Source organism: Mycobacteroides immunogenum (genome assembly GCF_001605725.1).
GTDB lineage: Bacteria > Actinomycetota > Actinomycetes > Mycobacteriales > Mycobacteriaceae > Mycobacterium > Mycobacterium immunogenum.
Genome location: NZ_CP011530.1, coordinates 2,480,230 through 2,495,642 on the forward strand (window position 1 = coordinate 2,480,230; position 15,413 = coordinate 2,495,642).

A 15,413-nucleotide genomic window follows, 5' to 3' on the forward strand; every position below is an offset into this window, starting at 1 on the left:
ACAACATCTGATCCATCACGCTACCTCGTGAGGGGTGCCCGATAGCCCGAGAGTGCTTGCAAGACCGGTGCGGCGGCTCGGGCTGCCATCACCGCGTATGCCTCTTCGGTCTGCATCGCGATGTCGCGCGGATCCCGGGAACCCTGCTCGATCCGGTCCCGCACGAAGGCGAGTTCCACGACTTGCGCCGCGAAATTCTTCACCGCGGCAGCTCCAGGACCTCCGCTGATTCCTCTGGCCGTCGCAATAGCGTGTTTGCGTTCCTTGAGTGATCCGAGCCAGGTTGCCTCATTGGGGGTGATCAGCCCGGCTGCCACCATGCCCGGTAGCTTCGCGGCGACCACGCGCTGTTCCTTGCGCCGGCTCCGCACGCCGACCACGATCATCAGCACGAACATCGGCACCATCCACAACACGTACACGGCCAGGTAGCCCTTGAATCCGAGGAAGGAAGAGCCGTTCCATAGCCCGTGCATGAGCACGGCGACCAGGTATCCAGCCGCGATGCAGAGAAGTTTCCCTGCGGCACTGCGTTGCCGCAGGGCGTAGTACACGCCGACGCCGGTCATGCTCGTGAACAGCGAATGCGCGAACGGGCCGAGTCCGAGGCGGACTATCGCGGTCAGCACCGACTCGCCGAGGGTGTTGCCACTACCTATGTAGGCGATGTCTTCGAGCCATGCGAATCCGGCGGCGGTGATGCCCGCGTACACCAGGCAATCGGTCAGTGAGTTGAGTTCAAGGCGGCGCCGACCCGTCAGCATCAGGAGCAGAAATGCGCCCTTGGCGGCCTCTTCGATGAAGGGCGCACGGATGGCGACCGACGCGAAGGACGTGCTGCCGTCCGGCGAGCCCAAGGCCACCTCAAGAACGATCGAGACGATGACGGCGAGTGACGCGCCCCAGACAAACGCCAGTACAAGGAGCCGTGAGGGCTCGGGTTCCCAGCGATCCAGCCACAGATAACACAGCACCACGATCCCGATCGCGACGCTGGAGAGAACCAGCCCGATCATCGCGCCGACCGGATTGGACAGGAGCAGGCCCGCGATGATCAACCCCGTCACCAGGGCAAGGGCGATGATGACGCCGATCGGCGCGCCCACCTTCTTGATCCGCTGGCCGAATCCGGGCATGGGCGGCATAGGTGCGGGCGTGGGCGCGTAGGACACCACCGAAGAGTAGCTGTGCGCCCACTGGCTGGTGTCGCGACGGCCCGTCGGCGTTGCCCGTCGGGGTGGCCGGGTTTGTGCTGGTGGAGGGCGGTCTAGTAAGGTGAACTGCATCTCTGCCGAATGTGCGGAGGTAAAAGCGCGTCCGCAGCTGAGGCTAGCTGCACCAGCATTGTCCCTACTACACAACCTGTCCGGAGCAACCCCACACATGCCAAGTCCCACCGTGACCTCGCCGCAAGTAGCCGTCAACGACATCGGCTCGGCCGAGGATTTTCTCGCCGCTATCGACAAGACGATCAAGTACTTCAACGATGGCGACATCGTCGAAGGGACCATCGTCAAGGTCGACCGCGACGAAGTTCTTCTTGACATCGGTTACAAGACCGAAGGTGTCATCCCGTCCCGCGAACTCTCGATCAAGCACGATGTCGACCCCAACGAGGTCGTTTCCGTGGGCGACGAGGTCGAGGCCCTGGTTCTCACCAAGGAAGACAAAGAAGGCCGCCTGATCCTGTCCAAGAAGCGCGCTCAGTACGAGCGGGCGTGGGGCACGATCGAGGAGCTCAAGGAGAAGGACGAGGCCGTCAAGGGCACCGTCATCGAGGTCGTCAAGGGCGGCCTGATCCTGGACATCGGTCTGCGCGGCTTCCTGCCCGCGTCGCTGGTCGAGATGCGTCGCGTCCGCGATCTGCAGCCGTACATCGGCAAGGAGATCGAAGCCAAGATCATCGAGCTCGACCGGAACCGCAACAATGTGGTGCTCTCGCGTCGCGCGTGGCTCGAGCAGACTCAAAGCGAAGTTCGCTCTGAGTTCCTCAACCAGCTCACCAAGGGCGCCATCCGCAAGGGTGTCGTGTCCTCGATCGTCAACTTCGGCGCCTTCGTCGATCTCGGAGGGGTTGACGGCCTGGTTCACGTGTCCGAGCTGTCCTGGAAGCACATCGACCACCCGTCCGAGGTTGTTCAGGTGGGCGACGAGGTCACCGTCGAGGTTCTCGACGTCGACATGGACCGCGAGCGGGTTTCGTTGTCGCTCAAGGCAACCCAGGAAGATCCGTGGCGTCACTTCGCGCGCACGCACGCCATCGGCCAGATCGTGCCCGGCAAGGTCACGAAGCTCGTTCCGTTCGGTGCGTTCGTCCGCGTCGAGGAAGGCATCGAGGGCCTGGTGCACATCTCCGAGCTCTCGGAGCGCCACGTCGAGGTGCCGGACCAGGTTGTGGGTGTCGGCGACGACGCGATGGTCAAGGTCATCGACATCGACCTGGAGCGTCGCCGGATCTCGCTGAGCCTCAAGCAGGCCAACGAGGACTACACCGAGGAATTCGATCCCTCGAAGTACGGTATGGCCGACAGCTACGACGAGGCCGGGAACTACATCTTCCCGGAGGGCTTCGACGCCGAGACCAACGAGTGGCTCGAGGGCTTCGACAAGCAGCGTGAAGAGTGGGAGGCCCGGTACGCCGAGGCCGAGCGCCGTCACAAGATGCACACCGTCCAGATGGAGAAGTCTGCGGCAGCTGCCGAGGCAGAGGCCGCGGCCGCGTCCACGAGCAGCTCCTCGCGTTCCGACGATTCGGGTTCGCAGGGTGGTTCGCTCGCCAACGACGAGCAGCTCGCCGCTTTGCGCGAGAAGCTGGCGGGCAACGCCTAAGCACGTGTTCTCAAAAGAAGGCCCCGGTCATAGCGACCGGGGCCTTCTTTTGTTCGCCTGGCCGGCCGCAATATCGGGAGACGACGAGAGGGCAACGCCCCCAACGCATAGCCGAGGCTTCGGGGGTGACAGACTGCGGGCATGTTGCGTATTGGGCTAACCGGGGGAATCGGCGCGGGAAAGTCCACGGTGTCGCGGACTCTCGCCGAATGCGGGGCCTTCATCGTGGACAGCGATGTGATCGCGCGCGAGGTGGTGGAACCCGGCACCCCCGGCCTGGCGGCATTGGTCGAAGCTTTCGGAGAATCGATCCTGCACCCCGATGGCGCGTTGGACAGGCCCGCACTGGCGGCGATCGCATTTCAGGACGACGCGCACCGTGCCACCCTCAATGCGATCGTGCATCCGCTGGTCGGGGCGCGCCGGGCCGAATTGATGGCCACCGCAGGCGAGGATGCCATTGTGGTGGAAGATATCCCGCTACTGACCGAGAACTCGCTCGCGGCGTTCTACCACCTGGTGCTGGTGGTTCACGCGGACGTCGAAACCCGGGTGGCACGGCTTGCCGCGCATCGCGGAATGAATGAGCAGGATGCTCGCGCACGCGTTGCGGCGCAGGCCTCCGACGAACAGCGACGCGCCATTGCCGATGTGTGGCTGGACAATTCAGGTGATACCGAGGTGCTCGCGCAGACTGTTCGTGACCTCTGGGCCGAACGGCTGCTGCCCTACGCGCACAATCTGCGCACCCGTCAACGCGCACCCTGGGAGCCCGAGCTGGTGCCCGCGGATCCGACGTGGCCGGTGCAGGCGCAACGCGTCATCAACAGGCTTGCGGTGGCGTGCGGCTCCAAGGCGCTGCGGATCGACCATATCGGCTCCACCGCCGTAGCCGGGCTCGACGCCAAGGATGTCATCGATGTTCAGGTGACCGTTGAATCTCTCGACGTGGCGGACGCACTGGCGGATCCTCTGGCCGCAATCGGGCTGCCGCCGATACCGGGTATCACCGCGGACGATCCCCATGATGCCGATATCGCTAGGTGGGGCAAGCGCATTCACGCCGCCGCGGATCCGGGACGTGCTGTGCTGGTGCATCTGCGGGTGGAGGGGTGGCCGGGGCAGCGGTTCGCATTGATCTTCCGGGATTGGCTGCGATCCGATCAGCAGGTGCGCGCAGAGTACCTCGCCGTCAAACAAGCCGCCGCGCGCGCGGCGGCGGCGGCCGACGGCGATCCCGGCGCCTACGTCGATGCGAAGGAACCCTGGTTCGCGCAGGCATACCCCAGAGCGTTGGCGTGGGCCGAGCAATCAGGGTGGACACCCTAGAACGCGTCGACTCAGTGTTTCTGCTCGACGATGCCGACACAGGTAGCGGTCAAAAGCCTGGTCAGCGCGGGTTCGAAGTCCAGACTCCAGTCCGCGGGGACACCCGGCTCGCTGCGATAGTCGTGTTCAAGCCCCTCGGGGGGATGCGCGATCTGCCACAGCATCGCGGCAAGTGAGAACCCGGCGACCAAGATGTCCAGCGAGCCCTTGCGCCCGATCTGCGGCAGGACGCGTTCGATCGACTCGGCGATCGACATGACGGCCACGTTACTGATCTGCTTGACCTCGGCGACGCGTTCCACATCGACCTCGTGCTCCAGATGCAGATGCTGGTTGGCCAGCAGATCGCAGAACAAGGGATCCTCGACGAGTCCGTGTACCAGCGACTCGGCCACGCGGGCGGGGGAGTCGGGGCCAGGTTCGGCAAGCGCCGCGCATACTGTCGCAGACCACCGGGTCCAGCCTTCGGCGGCCAGATGCAACAGCACTTCCTTATGGGAGCTGAAGTACCGCCGAACGGCGGAGTAATGCACCCCAGCGCGATTGGCGACGGCCGTCAGAGTCACCGAGGTGACGCCGGATTCCACCGCCAGCGACCGTGCAGCTTCCACGATTGCTGCGGCCCGCTGACGTTTCTTTTCGTCAGTTCGGGCGCGTTGGAATGTCAGTTGCGCCACTTGCCGAGGATAACGCACGGCGTGTGATTTGCGAGGCAACGAACCACCCGGTAGCGTGCGTTACGCACGTGGTATGCGTTAAAAACGCCTGATGAAACGCGCTGGAAGGGAGCCAACTGTTCCGACCTTAGGCATGGTTTACTTCGGGAAACGTCTGGGCGCCGTGCCCAGGACGGCGCAGGCTCGAAGCGACCAGCACGCAGCGATCGCTGCGGCGCCCTATCGGGTGGGCGGACGGTGCGGAATCCGATCGGTAGTTGAGCCAGGTTCGAGCAGGCATGTGTTATCGGCTTGCGAAACGCCAACGGGTGAAGGGGTTTTACGATTCTCAGCGTTCTGAAGCGGGCTTGGATCCCGGTGGTGATGGTCCTCGTCCTGGTCATCGCGGGCTTCGCGGTCTGGCGGATTCGTGGCATCTTCGGCTCGCATCAGCTGCCCACCTACGCCGGCAGCATGACCGACGACAAAAACAACTCCAAGCCCAAGCACGTGCTCTACGAAATCTTCGGCCCTCCCGGCACCATTGCCGACATCAACTACATCGACAAGGAAGGTGAACCGCATCAGATCAATGGTGCGGTCCTGCCCTGGTCGATCGAGATCATTACGACCGCGCCGTCGATGACGGGCAACATCCTGGCCCAGACCCGCAACGCCGACGGGCTGGGTTGCCGTATCACGGCCAACGATGAGAAAAAAGATGAAAGGTATACCAACGAGGTGAGCGCCTACGTCTACTGCTTTGTGAAGTCCGCATGAGCGGGTCACACCCAGGACGTTCGGCAGCGGAGCCTACCTTTTTGGCCAAGTGGATTCGCCGGTTGTCGATTCCCATTGTCATCGCCTGGCTGGCCATCGTCTTCGCCCTGAACACCTTTGTTCCGCAATTGGAGCAGGTGGGCAAGGAACACACCGTTTCGCTGAGCCCGCAGAGTGCGCCGTCGATGCAGGCGATGAAGCACATGGGCAAGATGTTCAAGGAGTCCGACTCCGACAGCGTCGTCATGATCGTGCTCGAAGGGCAGGAGCGGCTCGGCCCCGGCTCGCACAAGTTCTACGACGAGATGGTCGGGCGGCTGCGTGCCGACACCAAACACGTTCAGCACGTTCAGGATTTCTGGGGTGATCCGCTCACCGAGGCCGGGGCGCAAAGCACCGACGGCAAGGCCACCTACGTCCAGGTGAACCTGGCCGGAAACATGGGTGAGACGCTGTCCAACGAGTCGACCGAGGCAGCTCGTAACATCGTCAAACAACTTGAGGCCGATTGGACCAAGGACGGCACCAAGCTGCCCGACGGACTCACGGTGTACGTCACCGGCCCGGGTGCCCTGCAGACCGACATGAACCACGCCGGTGACGGCAGCCTCCAGCTCATCACGGGACTGACCTTCCTCGTCATCGTGGTGATGCTGCTGTTCTTCTATCGATCGATCTTCACCGTGATCATGGTGTTCATGCTGGTCGGTATCCAGCTGAGCGCGGCGCGCGGCGTGATCGCGTTCCTCGGCAACACCGAAATCATCGGGTTGTCCACCTTCGCGGTGAACCTGCTGGTGATGCTCTCCATCGCCGCGGGTACCGACTACGCCATCTTCCTGATCGGTCGTTATCAGGAAGCCCGCGCGATGGGCGCCGACAAGGATGCGGCGTACTACGAGATGTTCCACGGCACCGCGCACGTGATTCTCGGTTCGGGTATGACCATCGCCGGCGCCATGTACTGCCTGAGCTTCACCCGCATGCCCTACTTCCAGACCCTGGGCGTGCCCTGCTCGGTAGGCTTGCTTGTCGGCGTGCTCGTATCGCTCACGCTGGGTCCGGCCTTGATCACCATCGGTAGCCGCTTCGGACTCTTCGAACCCAAGCGCGCCATGCGTATTCGCACCTGGCGCAAGATCGGGACGACGATCGTGCGCTGGCCGGGCCCGGTCCTGGCGGCCGCCATGTCCATCGCGATCATCGGTCTGGCCGCATTGCCCGGCTACAAGACCAGCTACGACGACAAGAAGTACATTCCCAAGGACATTCCCGCCAACGCGGGCTTCCAGGCTGCCGACCGGCACTTCTCCCAGGCCCGGATGAATCCGGAGATGCTCCTCATCGAGTCCGATCACGATATGCGCAACTCGGCGGACTTCCTGGTGATCGACAAGGTCGCCAAGGCCGTTTTCCGGGTGCCGGGAATCGCTCGGGTGCAAGCGATTACGCGTCCGCAGGGGACACCGATCGAGCACAGCTCCATCCCGTTCCTCATCAGCATGCAAAGCGTGGGCCAGCTGCAGAACATGAAGCTGATGAAGGACCGCATGGCCGATATGAAGGTCCAGGCCGACAAGATGGGCGAAAACGTCGTCATCATGAAGCGGACCCTGGCCAATATGACCACCATGGCGGGCATTACCCACTCACTGGTCGGCGATATGCACACGCTGCAGGGCACCATCCACGAGATGCGGGACAGCATCTCGAACTTCGATGACTGGTTCCGGCCGATTCGCAACTACCTGTACTGGGAGAAGCACTGCTTCGACATCCCGATGTGCTGGGCCATCCGGTCGATCTTCGATGTACTCGACAAGATCGATGAGATGACCGAAACCATGGACGGCATGGTCGTCAACATGGAGCGGATGGATCAGTTGATGCCCAAGATGGTGTCGGACATGTCGGCGATGGTTCCGATCATGGAAGACATGCAGCAGATGATGCTGACGCAGCACAGCACCATGTCTGGCTTCTACAACCAAATGGACGAGATGAGCCAGAACTCGACCGCCATGGGTAAGGCGTTCGATGCGGCCAAGAACGACGACTCCTTCTATCTGCCTCCCGAGATCTTCGACAACGCGGACTTCAAACGAGGGATGAAATCGTTCCTCTCGCCGGACGGCAAGGCAGTCCGGATGATCATCTCGCACCGCGGCGATCCCGCGACACCCGAAGGCCTTTCGCATGTCGAGCCGATCAAGCAGGCCGCGATCGAGGCCGTCAAGGGCACGCCCCTCGAGGACGCCAAGATCGAATTGGGTGGTACCGCCGCAGTCTTCAAGGACATGTCCGACGGCGCCAGGTACGACCTGATGATCGCGGGCATCTCCGCACTGTGCCTGATCTTCCTGATCATGCTGCTGATCACCCGAAGCTTCGTGGCCTCGCTGGTGATCGTGGGTACCGTCGCGCTGTCCCTCGGCGCCTCATTCGGTTTGTCGGTCATCATCTGGCAGTACATCCTCGGTATCGAATTGCACTGGCTTGTCATGCAGATGGCGATCATCGTGCTGCTGGCTGTGGGCTCCGACTACAACCTGTTGTTGGTATCGCGCCTCAAGGAGGAGCTACACGGCGGGCTGAAGACCGGCATCATCCGGTCGATGGGCGGTACCGGCAGCGTGGTGACCTCGGCGGGTCTGGTCTTCGCATTCACCATGGCCGTGATGGTGGTCAGCGATCTGCGCATCATCGGCCAGGTGGGTACGACGATCGCGCTGGGTCTGCTCTTCGACACGCTGATCGTCCGGTCTTTCATGACACCGGCCGTGGCGACACTGCTGGGACGTTGGTTCTGGTGGCCGCTGAATGTGCGCACCCGGCCGTTGCCCCCGCCCCGGACGCCCGAGGGCGCGGAGCCCGCACCGTCGCCGGTGCCGGCCGGGCCGGCCCATGGCGATGACCCCATTACGACGGAGTTCCCCCGACCTTCTGTGTAACTTCCTCCGGCGTCCAGCTGGCGTCTGCTGATTTACCGTCGGAAAACGGGTACGGGACCGGCGGTGGGCTCAAAGTGTTTGCTGGTTACCTAGCTGTCGAATGCGCGCGCCTGTCTCTATGGGCCCTGCGTAGACACGCGCGGCTATTCGTGACGAACGACACGCCCGGCGCGAAAATTGGCCGCCGGTCACGTTTCGCTCGACGCCGCCCGCACCGTCCATGGCTACTCCGCGCGTCGCGGTGGGACCCGATCGTCACCCCCGGAATTAGCGGCCGCAAACACTGGGTAGGTCCATTAGCTGGTGTGATTCTCGGACCAGTCACCAATGTTGATGTGCAAGCTGGTGCTTTCGTTACATGCAGGAAAAGAAGCGGGGAATACATCTGTGTCACCGGTTGTTGACATCTGCTTGTAGCTAACTAGGCTATTGCGAGTGCTCAGGGGAGCGAACTGGCAAGTTGTGAGTCATGACACATGTACAGTTCCCTGACAAACGTATGTAGTATCCCTTACGAATTACTGAGAAATCGGCATGATCGGAGCCTTGTGGGATGAACCGGCGATGTGAATGGACACCCCGAACGCCTGCAGACTCCGCAAAAACAACACGGTGCCGTACTGGCCGGTAACAATTTGCGCGCGAATAGCGCCCATGCGTAGCCGTAAGCGGTGAGCAGTATCGAGTTATTGGCCCCCGGGCCACACGGGTGAAGGGGATTGGACGATTTTAAAGGTCTTGTCGCGGGCATGGATCCCGCTCGTCGTTGTGCTGGTGGTCGCGGCCGCCGCATTCGGCGTCTATCGGCTCCACGGGGTGTTCGGTTCGACCAACATCAATCAGGCGATCGGCATCAAGGATGACTCCAAGAACATCATCCCCAAGGACATCGTCTACGAGATCTTTGGCCCCGCGGGGACAAAGGGTGAGGTGAACTATCTGGACGATAGGGCCCAGCCGCAGCGTGCGGTCTTTACCACGCTGCCGTGGAAGCTGACCATCACGACGACCATGACTTCTGTCTTCGCCAATGTCGTCGCGATGGGGGATAGCGACGAAATCGGCTGCCGCATTCTGTCCAACGGTGAAGTCAAGGACGAACAAAACGCGTCCAACCACAACGCCCAAGTCTTCTGCATGGTGAAATCTGCATGAGTACACACAGCGCTCCCACCCAAGGCGCCACTCAAAAGCCTTCGCGCATAGCGCGTTTCATTCACACGTTCTCCGTACCGATTATTCTTGCCTGGCTGGTGTTGACCGTCATCGTCAACGTGGTTGTGCCACAGCTCGAAGAGGTCGGTAAAGAGCATTCGGTGTCGCTGGCGTCCAAGGATGCACCGTCATACCAGGCCATCAAGCGTCAGGGTGAACTGTTCGAGCAGTTCAAGGACGACAGCATGGTCATGGTCCTGCTGGAGAACGACACCAAGTTCTCTACGGACATGAACGACAAGCCGCACACCTTCTACCGCGAGATGGTGAAGCGTCTGCGGGCCGACACCAAACATGTGGAGTACGCCCAGGACTTCTGGGGTGACCGCATCACTGCCGGTGGCGCGCAGAGTGTCGACGAAAAATCTGCTTACGTTCAGCTGAATCTCCGTGGGGATCAAGGCACGACGACGGGCAAGGAGTCCGTTACCGCGGTCCAGGACATCGTCGCCAAGCTCATCGACGAGAGCAAGAAGAACGGCACCTACCCGGACGGTCTCAAGGTCTTCGTCACCGGTCAGGCGGCGCTGACCATGGACATGAACGACGCCGGTGACAAGAGCATGCTCAAGATGACGGGCATCACGTTCATCGTCATCGCCGTCATGCTGCTCCTCATCTACCGGTCGATTACGACGGTGCTGCTCATCTTGTTCATGGTGTTCGTGGAACTGGGAGCCGCCCGCGGCGTGGTCGCGATCCTGGGTAATTCCGAGATCATCGGTCTGTCGACGTTCGCGGTGAACCTGCTTACCTCGCTCGCGATCGCCGCCGGTACGGACTATGCGATCTTCCAGATCGGCCGATATCACGAGCTACGGGCCGAGGGTAAGGACCGCCTCGAGTCCTTCTACATCATGTATCACAGTGTTTCGCACGTGATCTTGGGATCTGGTCTGACCATTGCCGGCGCTACGTTCTGCTTGAAGTTCACCCGCCTGCCGTACTTCGAGTCCTTGGGTGTGCCGTGTGCGATCGGCATGCTCGTCGTGGTCGCCGCATCGCTGACCATCGGGCCCGCGGTGATACTTGTCGCGACGAAGTTCGGGCTGCTGGAATCCAAGCGGACCATCAAGAACCGGACGTGGCGCAAGGTCGGCACCGCCATCGTGCGCTGGCCGGGGCCGATCCTGGCGGTCACCATGATCATCGCGCTGCTGGGGCTGGGCATTCTTCCGTCGTACTCGGTCAACTACAACGACCGGTATTACATCCCGGGCAGCCTGCCCTCGATCCAGGGATTCCAGGCCTCGGACCGGCACTTCTCGAAGGCGAGAATGAACCCGGACATCCTGATCGTCGAGGCGGACAAGGATCTGCGGACTCCGGCGAACATGCTGGTGCTGGACCGTATTGCCAAAAACGTCTTCCGTACCGAGGGCATCAACAAGGTGCAGAGCATGACCCGCCCCATGGGTGCGCCTATCGACCACAGCTCGGTGCCGTTCCAGGTGAGTATGCAATCGGTGTCGATGACCGAGAACATGAATTACCTCAAGAACAGCATGTCGGACATGTTGAAGATGACCGACGATATGGGTTCGATGATCGCGATCATGGAGCGCATGTACAGCCTCATGAAGGAATTGACGGGCGTAACGCACCATATGGCGACTGTTACGACACCGGACATGATTCATGTTGCCGATGAAATGCGCGACAATATGGCGAATTTCGACGATTTCTACCGCCCATTGCGCAATTACCTGTACTGGGAAAAGCACTGCTTCGATATTCCTATGTGCTGGTCCATGCGTTCGCTATTCGATGCGCTCGATGGCATCGACAAGCTCACGGAAAGCATGCGTGGGCTGCTGGATGACGTGGTCAACATGGACAGGCTGATGCCGCAGGTGGTGGAGCAGCTACCACCCATGATCGCCATCACGAAGAACATGCGAAACACCATGCTGACCATGTACAGCACGATGAACGGCATGATCGGCCAGATGGATCGCATGACCGACACCGCCACGGTGATGGGTCAGGCATTCGATGAGGCGAAGAACGATGACTTCTTCTACCTGCCGCCGGAAGCTTTCGACAACGAAGACTTCAAGAAGGGCGTCAAGCTGATGATGTCGCCGGACGGCAAGGCCGCGCAGTTCATCATCACGCACGAGGGTGACTACGCCAGCAAGGAGTCGCTCGCCAACACCGAGGTCGAACTCAAGGCCGCCAAGAACGCCATCAAGGGCACACCGCTGGACGAGGCCAAGCTCTATCTCGGCGGCACCGCCCCGACGTATCACGACATCGGGGAGATGGTGAAGTACGACCTGATGATCGCGGTCGTCGCGTCGTTGTGCCTGATCTTCGTCATCATGCTGGTCATTACGCGAAGTCTCGTGGCGGCGTTCACGATCGTCGGCACCATCGCGATATCGCTGGGTGCGTCCTTCGGCCTTTCGGTACTGCTGTGGCAGCACATCCTTGGCCTGCAGCTGCACTGGTTCGTGCTGCCGTTCACGGTCATCATCTTGTTGGCGGTCGGATCGGACTACAACCTGCTACTGGTGTCCAGATTCAAGGAAGAGCTGCATGGTGGCCTGAACACCGCGATCCTGCGCGGTGTGGGCGGCTCGGGCAGCGTGGCCACCCAGGCGGGTCTGGTGTTCGCGTTCACCATGGGTTCGATGATCACCAGTGATCTCATCGCGATCGGACAGGCCGGCTCGGCCATCTGCCTGGGTCTGCTCTTCGACACCTTCATCATCCGGGCATTCATGACGCCGGCGATCGCCGCCCTGATGGGCCGGTGGTTCTGGTGGCCGATGAAGGTGAGCAAGTACGCGACAGATCCGCCGCCGCCTCCGGTGCCCGTCGAGCAACAGGTTCTGCCGCCGGCTCCTGTTCCGGTGGGCCCGAGTCCGGGGCCCGTGCATGACGAAGCGGTCACCACGGAGTTCCCCCGGCCGCAGGTCTAGACGGTTAGCGCAGTTCGGCCTCCACGCCATTGAGCATGGAGGCCGAACTCGTCTCCGGGCTTCCCATGACGCAGCTTCCTTTGACTTCCTTTGGCACAGATAGAAAAACGCCCCGTGGTGTGATCACCACGGGGCGTTTGTCTGTGCGCTTGTGTTTACGGGCCGTCCCAGACCGACATATCGGACGGGTACTTGCTGCAATTCTCGGTGCCCTTGGCAACGACACCCTTGTTGTTGAAGAAGATCTTGCCCCAGTTGGGCCACTGCGATGTCAGCCCCTCGGGCGGGTAGTTAACCGCGAAGACCTCGGACTCTTCACGACGACCTGCGTAGTCCTTGGCGAAGAATTGGTGAATGCGATCGATCGTCGCGTCCTGGACCTGCTGAGGCTTGTTGTTCTTGTCGATCATGTACCGCGTGTAGTAGATGGGGTCATAATCGCGAACGGCGGCCAGATACTGCTCCGCTGTACATGTGGTCTTCAGCATTCGCCGGGGAACCGGGTAATCATCGGTGGAGTCTGCGGAGGCGATAGCGGGAAATGTGCTCGCGGCAATTCCCGCGGTGACTATCGCAATTCCCGCGCTGCGGGCGGGACCACGAAGATAAGCACGAATAGAGTTCAGGCGCATGGCGCCATTGTAGCGGTTTTCGTGCAGGTCCGGGGTACGGAAGTGACTAATTTGACTCGTGATTACGAGTTGAAGTGGCCGCAGGTGACGGTGTCATTGACGGGTCCGTTGAAGATTCCGAGAGCCGGGGGCACCGTCAGGTCCTGGGAGTCGATCACCACGTCGTCGACCTGTATCTCGCAGTGCAATCCGACTCCGTACGGAGGTAGCACCCGAACCGTCATCCCTGCCTGTTGTGGATCCTCCATGACCAAGTTGACCTCCCAGCTTTCGCCAGGTCCGAGGCGAGGTTGCTCGGTACGCCGGTCCACCGGATCGGTCTTGAACGTCACAGAGATGCCGCGGCCGATCCCGTCGACGCGGGCGATGTAGCTGATGTTGTGCAGCTCGGCTGCGGAGGCTGGCGCTGCCGGGAGAGCGAGACAAACCGCCGCCGTTCCGACAGTGCCAAGCCCTCGAAGGAGGGGGCGCATGCCCAGATCTTACGGGGCCCGGCAAACTGCGGCAACGTGATTAGTCCAGGTCAGCGGGGTCTTCGGCGTGATCAACTCCGAGTTGTTCGCAGGCCGTATTGAGTACTCGTTGCACCGCCAAGGTATCGGCCAAAGGCATCACAGAACTCTGTGCTCGGCCCTCGAGGAGGCACTCGGTGACCTCCGCGAGTTCGTGACTGTAGCCGCCGCCGACAGGTGGGCGCACTATCGGTTCGGGGTCGGAGCCCTTGCGGTGCAACACAATTTCGCGGGGGTGGTGAAAGCGGGGCAATATGTCGATCCAGCCTTGCGTGCCGAAGATGCGGGCCTGGCCCGGCGTGTGATGCATCAGCGAGCACAGCAGGGTGGCGGTGCGGCCGTCGTCGTAGCGCAACAGCAGCCCGGCCTCGGCATCCACTCCGGTGGGAAACAACGAGCCCTGGGCCACGACCGCCGCTGGATCGCCGAGAAAGTACTGGGCCAACGAGACCACGTAGACGCCGAGGTCCAGCAGCGCACCACCCCCGAGCGCGGGATTGAACAATCGGTCCTCGGGGTCGAACGGACGGTCGACCCCGAGATCTGCCTGCACCTGCCGTACCTCGCCGATCGCCCCGTCGTCGACCAGCTTCTTGGCCTCGACGATCGCCGGCTGGAATCGTGTCCACATTGCCTCCATCGCAAAAACGCCTCGGGCCCTTGCGATGTCGATGATGTCCTGTGCTCCGGAAACGGTGGCGGTGAAGGTCTTCTCTACCAATATCGCCTTCCCTGCGGTCAGTGCCGCTACGGCGGCCTGCCGGTGCTGCGGATGCGGCGTGGCGATGTACACCGCGTCGATGTCGGGGTCGGCCAGAAGCTCTCGATACGAACCGAAAGCGCGCGGGATCTCGTGCGCCGTGGCGAAGGCCTGGGCGCGCTCGAGGGACCGGGAGGCGACGGCGACCAGCTCGGCGCCCCGGGTGAGCGGGAAATCTCGGGCCACATTGCCGGCGATGCGGCCCGGCCCGATGATTCCCCATCGAATGTTCTCAGCCATGAGCATCTCCACTTCCGTCGCGCCAGGTCAGTGGCATCCCCGCTTCGCGGAGCCACACGTTCACATCGTGTTGGTGCTGGGCCAGGCCGTCGATGGCCGCCATCGCCCGTCGAAGGGCGAGTTCGGTTGTAGCAGTGGACAATAGTCCGGCCTTATGCGCTTCGAGTAGTTCGTCGACATCCGCCAATTCGGTCTCGCGCCCGGTACGCACCACCAGGTCAAGATAGTGGTCGGTGGCCAGCCATTGCGATGCCCCGGCGGCGAACTCCCCGATGTCCAGGTAATAGTCCTGATCTCGCTCGTATCCCGGGTTGAAATGAAAAATGTTAGCTCGCAACCCCAGCGCCGGGATCAGCCAGGATTCCAGATAGTGAAACTGCGCCCGGCCGGGGGTTGGGCGTGCCATATACAGTCCCCAAGGCCGCACCCGGTACTGGTCCACCGACCGCACGATTCCCTTTGGGTCGGTGTTGGTCTGTGCCTCGAGGTCGAAGATCTCGCGTTTGGGCGGGTGCACGGTGATTTCTTACCGGCCTTCCTGACTGCTATCGGAGGGATGTCAGACCCTCGGCTTACTCTGGG

Annotated in this window: 12 protein-coding genes; 6 read left to right on the forward strand and 6 right to left on the reverse strand. The window is 61.8% G+C overall.

From position 1 onward, the window contains the following. Positions 1-20 precede the first annotated feature (20 nt). Positions 21-1,136: a PrsW family intramembrane metalloprotease gene (locus ABG82_RS12135; protein WP_234708045.1), complete on the reverse strand. Its 1,116-nt coding sequence runs from the start codon at positions 1,134-1,136 to the stop codon at positions 21-23. Positions 1,137-1,383: 247 nt separating this feature from the next. On the opposite strand from ABG82_RS12135, the gene rpsA reads away from it, so the two are divergent. Both rpsA and coaE read left to right on the forward strand, forming a co-directional pair. Next, entirely contained in the window at positions 1,384-2,829 is a 1,446-nt protein-coding gene (gene rpsA / locus ABG82_RS12140) for a 30S ribosomal protein S1 (protein ID WP_043078586.1), read from the forward strand. Between the two features lie 141 nt (positions 2,830-2,970). Then, positions 2,971-4,158: a dephospho-CoA kinase gene (gene coaE / locus ABG82_RS12145; RefSeq protein ID WP_043078587.1), complete on the forward strand. Its 1,188-nt coding sequence runs from the start codon at positions 2,971-2,973 to the stop codon at positions 4,156-4,158. Between the two features lie 11 nt (positions 4,159-4,169). Here the strand turns inward: coaE and ABG82_RS12150 are convergent, their stop codons facing one another. Then, positions 4,170-4,835 (reverse strand): TetR family transcriptional regulator, encoded by a 666-nt coding sequence (locus tag ABG82_RS12150; protein ID WP_043078588.1) that lies wholly within the window; start codon positions 4,833-4,835, stop codon positions 4,170-4,172. Positions 4,836-5,198: 363 nt separating this feature from the next. On the opposite strand from ABG82_RS12150, the gene ABG82_RS12155 reads away from it, so the two are divergent. From ABG82_RS12155 to ABG82_RS12170, 4 genes are all read left to right on the forward strand, one after another. Beyond that, a complete protein-coding gene (locus tag ABG82_RS12155; protein WP_005118172.1) occupies positions 5,199-5,594 on the forward strand; it encodes an MmpS family transport accessory protein in 396 nt (131 codons plus the stop codon). After that, positions 5,591-8,545, forward strand: a complete 2,955-nt coding sequence (locus ABG82_RS12160) for an MMPL/RND family transporter (RefSeq protein ID WP_043078589.1) — start codon at positions 5,591-5,593, stop codon at positions 8,543-8,545. The genes ABG82_RS12155 and ABG82_RS12160 overlap by 4 nt, the downstream gene beginning before the upstream one ends. 738 nt (positions 8,546-9,283) lie before the next feature. After that, entirely contained in the window at positions 9,284-9,700 is a 417-nt protein-coding gene (locus tag ABG82_RS12165) for an MmpS family transport accessory protein (RefSeq protein WP_162269194.1), read from the forward strand. Next, on the forward strand, positions 9,697-12,687 hold the full coding sequence (locus ABG82_RS12170) for an MMPL/RND family transporter (protein ID WP_043078590.1): 2,991 nt from the start codon (positions 9,697-9,699) through the stop codon (positions 12,685-12,687). The genes ABG82_RS12165 and ABG82_RS12170 overlap by 4 nt, the downstream gene beginning before the upstream one ends. A 155-nt stretch (positions 12,688-12,842) precedes the next feature. On the opposite strand, the gene ABG82_RS12175 is transcribed toward ABG82_RS12170, so the two are convergent. The 4 genes from ABG82_RS12175 to ABG82_RS12190 all read right to left on the reverse strand — a co-directional run bounded on the left by ABG82_RS12175 (position 12,843) and on the right by ABG82_RS12190 (position 15,348). Then, on the reverse strand, positions 12,843-13,319 hold the full coding sequence (locus tag ABG82_RS12175) for a DUF5078 domain-containing protein (RefSeq protein ID WP_043078591.1): 477 nt from the start codon (positions 13,317-13,319) through the stop codon (positions 12,843-12,845). Positions 13,320-13,381: 62 nt separating this feature from the next. Continuing rightward, positions 13,382-13,792, reverse strand: coding sequence for a hypothetical protein (locus tag ABG82_RS12180; protein ID WP_043078592.1), 411 nt, complete (start codon positions 13,790-13,792; stop codon positions 13,382-13,384). Between the two features lie 40 nt (positions 13,793-13,832). Next, positions 13,833-14,831: a Gfo/Idh/MocA family protein gene (locus tag ABG82_RS12185; RefSeq protein ID WP_043078617.1), complete on the reverse strand. Its 999-nt coding sequence runs from the start codon at positions 14,829-14,831 to the stop codon at positions 13,833-13,835. Continuing rightward, on the reverse strand, positions 14,824-15,348 hold the full coding sequence (locus ABG82_RS12190; RefSeq protein ID WP_043078593.1) for a DUF402 domain-containing protein: 525 nt from the start codon (positions 15,346-15,348) through the stop codon (positions 14,824-14,826). Before ABG82_RS12190 ends, ABG82_RS12185 begins: the two co-directional genes overlap by 8 nt. Positions 15,349-15,413 lie beyond the last annotated feature (65 nt).

Bases quoted from the DNA above. Each gene is read 5' to 3' on its own strand.
- ABG82_RS12135 (WP_234708045.1), bottom strand. From the start codon at position 1,136: ATGCCCGGATTCGGCCAGCGGATCAAGAAGGTGGGCGCGCCGATCGGC.
- rpsA (WP_043078586.1), top strand. From the start codon at position 1,384: ATGCCAAGTCCCACCGTGACCTCGCCGCAAGTAGCCGTCAACGACATC.
- coaE (WP_043078587.1), top strand. From the start codon at position 2,971: ATGTTGCGTATTGGGCTAACCGGGGGAATCGGCGCGGGAAAGTCCACG.
- ABG82_RS12155 (WP_005118172.1), top strand. From the start codon at position 5,199: ATGGTCCTCGTCCTGGTCATCGCGGGCTTCGCGGTCTGGCGGATTCGT.
- ABG82_RS12160 (WP_043078589.1), top strand. From the start codon at position 5,591: ATGAGCGGGTCACACCCAGGACGTTCGGCAGCGGAGCCTACCTTTTTG.
- ABG82_RS12170 (WP_043078590.1), top strand. From the start codon at position 9,697: ATGAGTACACACAGCGCTCCCACCCAAGGCGCCACTCAAAAGCCTTCG.
- ABG82_RS12175 (WP_043078591.1), bottom strand. From the start codon at position 13,319: ATGCGCCTGAACTCTATTCGTGCTTATCTTCGTGGTCCCGCCCGCAGC.
- ABG82_RS12180 (WP_043078592.1), bottom strand. From the start codon at position 13,792: ATGCGCCCCCTCCTTCGAGGGCTTGGCACTGTCGGAACGGCGGCGGTT.
- ABG82_RS12185 (WP_043078617.1), bottom strand. From the start codon at position 14,831: ATGGCTGAGAACATTCGATGGGGAATCATCGGGCCGGGCCGCATCGCC.